Raw genomic sequence first — 4,946 nt, forward strand, 5'->3', positions numbered from 1 at the left:
GACCAATTAAGCGCTGTGTTTCTTTTTTGTTCCCTTCAATATAATTCAAAATCTCGCTCATGTTTCTGTGTCCAAAAAGCTCTCTAATGTTCTCTTACCATAGAACGTTACTATTTTGGAGATGTCTAGTGAATAAGGCGGTTGCAATGACGTAACTGGTGCAATCTCCTTGATACGTTTCAACTGTTCGACATTGAAATTGGAAACTCCGATATAGCGAACCTTACCCTCATCTTTGAGCTTGGCCAAAGTTGTCCAGCCTTCTTCGATTTCTGATTCAGGGTTGGGCCAGTGGATTTGGTAGAGGTCAATGGTTTCAATGTCGAGTCGGCGCAGACTGGCTTCAACCTCTCGCCGCAGAGAATCGGCTTTGAGACTCCGACCAATTTCGCCCTTTTCATCCCAGATCATTGAGCATTTCGTGAAAATGTAAGGGCGACTAGATCGACCTTTGAGCGCTTTAGCAACAACCTCTTCAGAATGCCCTAGACCATAAATAGCTGCGGTGTCAATCCAATTAACGCCGAGGTCAAGAGCGCGATTGATCGCAGCGATTGATTCTTGGTCATCTTGCTCTCCCCAGCCAAAAGCCCATCCACCTCCAGCAATCGCCCAAGCACCAAAACCAATTGGGGTGATGTTAAGCTCCGAATTTCCAAGCTGTTTGGTTTGCATATCTACCTTCTGCAAGAAGTTTTGAGTCAATTGCTACTTTAAGCTGCAAATATTCTCTCAACAGCTATCTAAGGTGTGAACTACTACTGGTGCAAACACGATAGCCAATTACTCTCAATACGGATCGGATAAGCACTTTTTATATCCGTTGTGGTTTGGGAAAAGGGCAAAGGGTAAGGGCTGGAATAATAAGTGATGGCGATGCCTACGGCGGTAAACTACGCCTTCCACCTAGTCAAGTTGATATTGAAACACTGCGACAAACTTATGAAACGAATGTATTTGGAGTGTTTGCAGTTACAAAAGCATTATTGCCGCTTTTAAAGAAATCAAAAGCAGGGAGAATAGTGAATTTATCAAGTGGTTTAGGTTCTCTAACCCAGAACTCCGATCCAAATTATGAATTCGCTGATTTTAAGCTTCTTACTTATAATTCATCCAAGACAGCAGTGAATGCAATCACAGTTTTATTGGCTGCCGAACTTAAAGATACCCCAATTAAAATCAATGCTGCCGATCCTGGTTTTACAGCAACTGACATTAATCAATACCAAGGGTATCGCACTGTTGAGCAGGGTGCGATCCCTATGGGGGGCTACGCCTACGCAGCAGTGAGACTCGCTACTTTACCTGATGATGGTTTTAGCGGAGGATTTTTTGATGAAAACGGTGTGGTTCCTTGGTAAAAAGTAGAAGGCATTGGGCACGGGTTATTGCCCTTTTCCCCTTATCCCATCGTACCCCTACGGGAAAGCAAGCTAAGTGCAGTGTTTGTTTGCGATATGCTACGCGAACGTAGAGAGTGTCACGAATTACGAATTACGAATTACGAATTACGAATTACGAATTACGAATTACGAATTACCAAACCTACCGAATATTAACCTCTTGAAGGTAATTTACTCCTTGAAGATATTCAACCTTAGTAACTGAGTTTTTAGGGACAAATAAATTTGTTCTTTTTGCAGAAGCTATCTTTTGATTATCAGCTAGCACGCGTTTTTTTTGAGTATACTCATTCAATTTGACTTGAGCTTGAGCATAAACTAAAGTATCGCTGGGAATATTTTTAAGAAATTTGACAGCGCGATCGAAATCACCAATAGATGCTTTTTTATAGGCTTTCTGTAAAAAGTAGGCCGCTCTGATCTGCCGCTTTCGATTATATTCAGCTAACTTGTCTTGAACTAAAGCACCTGCACGACTTTCTTGAGGAATTTGACGTAGATATTGTAAGGCAGCAGAAAAATCTTTTTCAGCAGCTCTTTCGTAAGCTTTTGTTAATAAATCTTGCGTCTGTGCTTCAATGTTGAGCGATGCTTTCTGAACTATTTTATCTGTTTTAGATTGCCAATATAAAATTTTGGGAACTTTAGCAGCAGCATGAAGAATATCTGACCATCTGCTCTCCTGAAAAGCTAATTGTGCTATTTCGTATTGCTGTGCAGCTACTTGCCATTGTTCTTGCCATTCTTCAATTGTAGCTTGCGCTTCTGGATAAACATTGCTGTGGGAGGGAATTGATTTAGCGAGTGCGATCGCTTCTTCTAAATCTCCGGCTTGATATTCTTTTGTTGCGTTAAATAAAGTATCTGTTTCTGAATATGCAGGTGCAGTATTAACTAAAGAATATACACCAAATCCCATCAATAAAGAATTAGCTGCTAGTCCTACTTTCATTCCCGTTAATAATGGGGATGATTTTCCAGACGCAGAATTTTTCGCTACTTCTAGAGAAAATTGAGAATCTCCCTCTAATGTTTCTGATGGCTGAGGTTCCCAGATTATTTGTTTGAGTACCCGCAGCACTTCACCCGCAGACTGAAAGCGGTCTTGGTGATTATAGCGGATCATTTGGCTGAGAACAGCAGCTAGATAATCGTTAACTGGCGTGTTTTGAGAACGCCAAAAAATTTCATTAGTAGAAGGATCGGTTTTTAATTGTAGTGGTTCTAGCCCTGTTAAGGCCTGGATAGCAATCATACCCAAAGCATAAATATCACTGTTGGGCTGTGTTTGACCAATAAATTGTTCTGGCGGTATGTATCCCAATGAAGTGACGGGAATTCTATAAATGGGCAATTCTGCACCTATACCAAAATCGATCGACTGGATTGAGCCAAAGTCAATCATAACTAACTTGCAATCGCGATCGCGTCTGAGCAAGTTTTCCGGCTTGATATCGCAATGGATCACGCCTTGAGAGTGGATAAATTCTAGAATACCTAAGACATCTATCAAAAATTCTACAACTTCGCTTTCACTCCACAGACACCCGAAATATTCGTCAATGGGCAATTCCGCAGTCAGCGCATGTCCTTCAATCCACTCTTGCACTAAATAAAATCGCTCGTTTTCTTCAAAGCAGGCGATGAATTCAGGAATTTGGTCATGGCTTCCCAGAAGCTTCAGGGTTTCAGTTTCAGTCAAAAACAGTAATCTCAGCATCTCCAAATAACCAGATTCGGAACTGTTAACTTTAATCTGCTTAATAACGCATTTGGGATTCTCTGGATAATCTACATCTACAGCAATGTATGTTTGCCCAAATACCCCTGCACCGAGGCTTTGGACAACTTGGTAACGCCCTTGTAGTAATTTACCGATTATGTGGTGGGTCATGACCTGGTTACTCAGTAAGTAGTCCTTTTATTTAGTTTTTCTGACATTCCCTCGTGTTTCCGGAATACTTTAGAAATAAATAACCAGAATTTTGATACTTTAAATACAAGTTAATTTTTTTAAGTATTATTGCGTAGTAAAAATGTAATTTTTTAGCAAGATAAATATTTCGCCAATTTTTTGCAAAGTATTGGCAATGCTACATTCTTAACTGGGAAAGTGATGTTTATAATAGCTGCCTTGTAGAAAAAAACCTTCAAATAGCTGTAATTCACGGCAAAAAGCTTGCTAGATATGAAACATAAGAAGTTGGGCAGGTGTTGCGCGCGATCGCTACCCCCGCCACAAGCATCGCTAAGATTGATTGAGAATGAACAAAAAGCTCAACCCTAGCTATTCACTAACAGCACCGATCATAATAATCCCTCCAATTCTGCAAACTTACGCAAACGTGGTAAACATTGGCGTTGATAAAAACTGCTTAATGTCGGAATTGACAATCCAAATTCCTCAGATAAATCTTTCCAGCTAATTTCTGGGGGTAAGCGTTTGAGAATTAACACCTGACAATTCACATCTGAACGTCCTTTAATGTAAGTACCGCGCAGTTCCCCATCCGAATCTGTCTTTGCCCATATCTCCAAGTCTTCCAAAATCGGAGGTGCTTGGGGATTAGCCGGTAGGTTATCTACAGGGTCAATGGTTTCACTTGTTCCACCGGATGTAGACTGACGAATTCTCAGAGGGACTGTTGTGGCTTGTTCTCGGTTCTGGTTAAGGTAAAAGTCTTGTAGTCTCCGTTTTAGGTAAGCATTTAGCCAGGTGATCACACTGCCATAATTGGGATCGTAGATTTGACCTGTCAAACCTTCACAAACATTGCGACAGAAATACAACCAAGTTTGTTGTAGTGCGTCTTGATAGTAAGGAGTAGTTTCCCTCCAGAGTCTACTTGCTGTCAAGCGAATAATTTGCGTGAGCAGCTTCTGACGCTGAGGGCTTCCAGGTTGGTGTCCACAGGCTTCTGTAACTAAGCGGCGTAGCTGTTCATCGAATTGAACCATGACAATCTTGGCGAAGAAAGCAAGAATATCTTAGTATTGCGTATAACAACACCCGAAGAATTACCTTTCCTCAAGATAAGTAGAAGGAGTGGAAAAAATCAAACTATGTTAATAAAAGTAAAGTAGGCTAAAATCCTCTTTCCTTCTGTCTCCTGCCGACGCTCTCTACGAGACGCTTTTGCTAGCTTGCAACTCTTACAGAGTACGCTGAATTCCTGATCAATTCTTAAATTTAGAATTGCTGATATTTTTTCTTAATATAATTTGGTAAATTCTTTAATATTTATACTTGAGAAAATTACGTGGGATGAACCTGGAGATTGCCAATTTTATTGATATTGTTAAAGCGAGAGCCTTGATTGAGCCAGATAAAACATCTTTTATTTTTCTGCAAGACGGAGAAACAGAAGTTGCCAAGCTTACCTATAAAGAGTTAGACCAACAAGCAAAGGTGATTGCGTCTCAACTACAAAGTATCATAAATCCTGGCGAGCGCGCTCTACTTCTCTACCCACCTGGACTTGATTTTATTGCTGCCTTCTTTGGCTGCTTATATGCTGGGGTAATTGCAGTTCCCGCTTATCC

The 4,946-nt window shown here is 40.8% G+C and carries 5 protein-coding genes; 2 read left to right on the forward strand and 3 right to left on the reverse strand.

The window, feature by feature from the left end; translation table 11 throughout:
- Window positions 1-57: 57 nt before the first annotated feature.
- On the reverse strand, window positions 58-675 hold the full coding sequence (locus IQ229_RS12890) for an aldo/keto reductase (RefSeq protein ID WP_228013429.1): 618 nt from the start codon (window positions 673-675) through the stop codon (window positions 58-60).
- 155 nt (window positions 676-830) lie between these two features.
- On the opposite strand from IQ229_RS12890, the gene IQ229_RS12895 reads away from it, so the two are divergent.
- Window positions 831-1,361: an SDR family NAD(P)-dependent oxidoreductase gene (locus IQ229_RS12895; RefSeq protein ID WP_228013430.1), complete on the forward strand. Its 531-nt coding sequence runs from the start codon at window positions 831-833 to the stop codon at window positions 1,359-1,361.
- 184 nt (window positions 1,362-1,545) lie between these two features.
- Here IQ229_RS12895 and IQ229_RS12900 read toward each other — a convergent pair whose 3' ends face one another.
- A complete protein-coding gene (locus IQ229_RS12900) occupies window positions 1,546-3,297 on the reverse strand; it encodes a serine/threonine-protein kinase (RefSeq protein ID WP_194044254.1) in 1,752 nt (583 codons plus the stop codon).
- A gap of 413 nt (window positions 3,298-3,710) precedes the next feature.
- The gene (locus tag IQ229_RS12905) at window positions 3,711-4,361 is read right to left on the reverse strand and encodes a sigma-70 family RNA polymerase sigma factor (protein ID WP_194044256.1); all 651 of its coding nucleotides are present in this window, start codon (window positions 4,359-4,361) and stop codon (window positions 3,711-3,713) included.
- A gap of 307 nt (window positions 4,362-4,668) precedes the next feature.
- On the opposite strand from IQ229_RS12905, the gene IQ229_RS12910 reads away from it, so the two are divergent.
- Window positions 4,669-4,946, forward strand: a 278-nt coding sequence (locus IQ229_RS12910) for an AMP-binding protein (protein WP_194044257.1), incomplete at its 3' end; no start/stop codon positions are given.

Source organism: Nostoc cf. edaphicum LEGE 07299 (assembly GCF_015207245.1).
GTDB lineage: Bacteria > Cyanobacteriota > Cyanobacteriia > Cyanobacteriales > Nostocaceae > Nostoc > Nostoc edaphicum_B.

Coding starts and splice junctions, on each gene's coding strand:
- IQ229_RS12890 (WP_228013429.1), bottom strand. CDS start 675: ATGCAAACCAAACAGCTTGGAAATTCGGAGCTTAACATCACCCCAATT.
- IQ229_RS12900 (WP_194044254.1), bottom strand. CDS start 3,297: ATGACCCACCACATAATCGGTAAATTACTACAAGGGCGTTACCAAGTT.
- IQ229_RS12905 (WP_194044256.1), bottom strand. CDS start 4,361: ATGGTTCAATTCGATGAACAGCTACGCCGCTTAGTTACAGAAGCCTGT.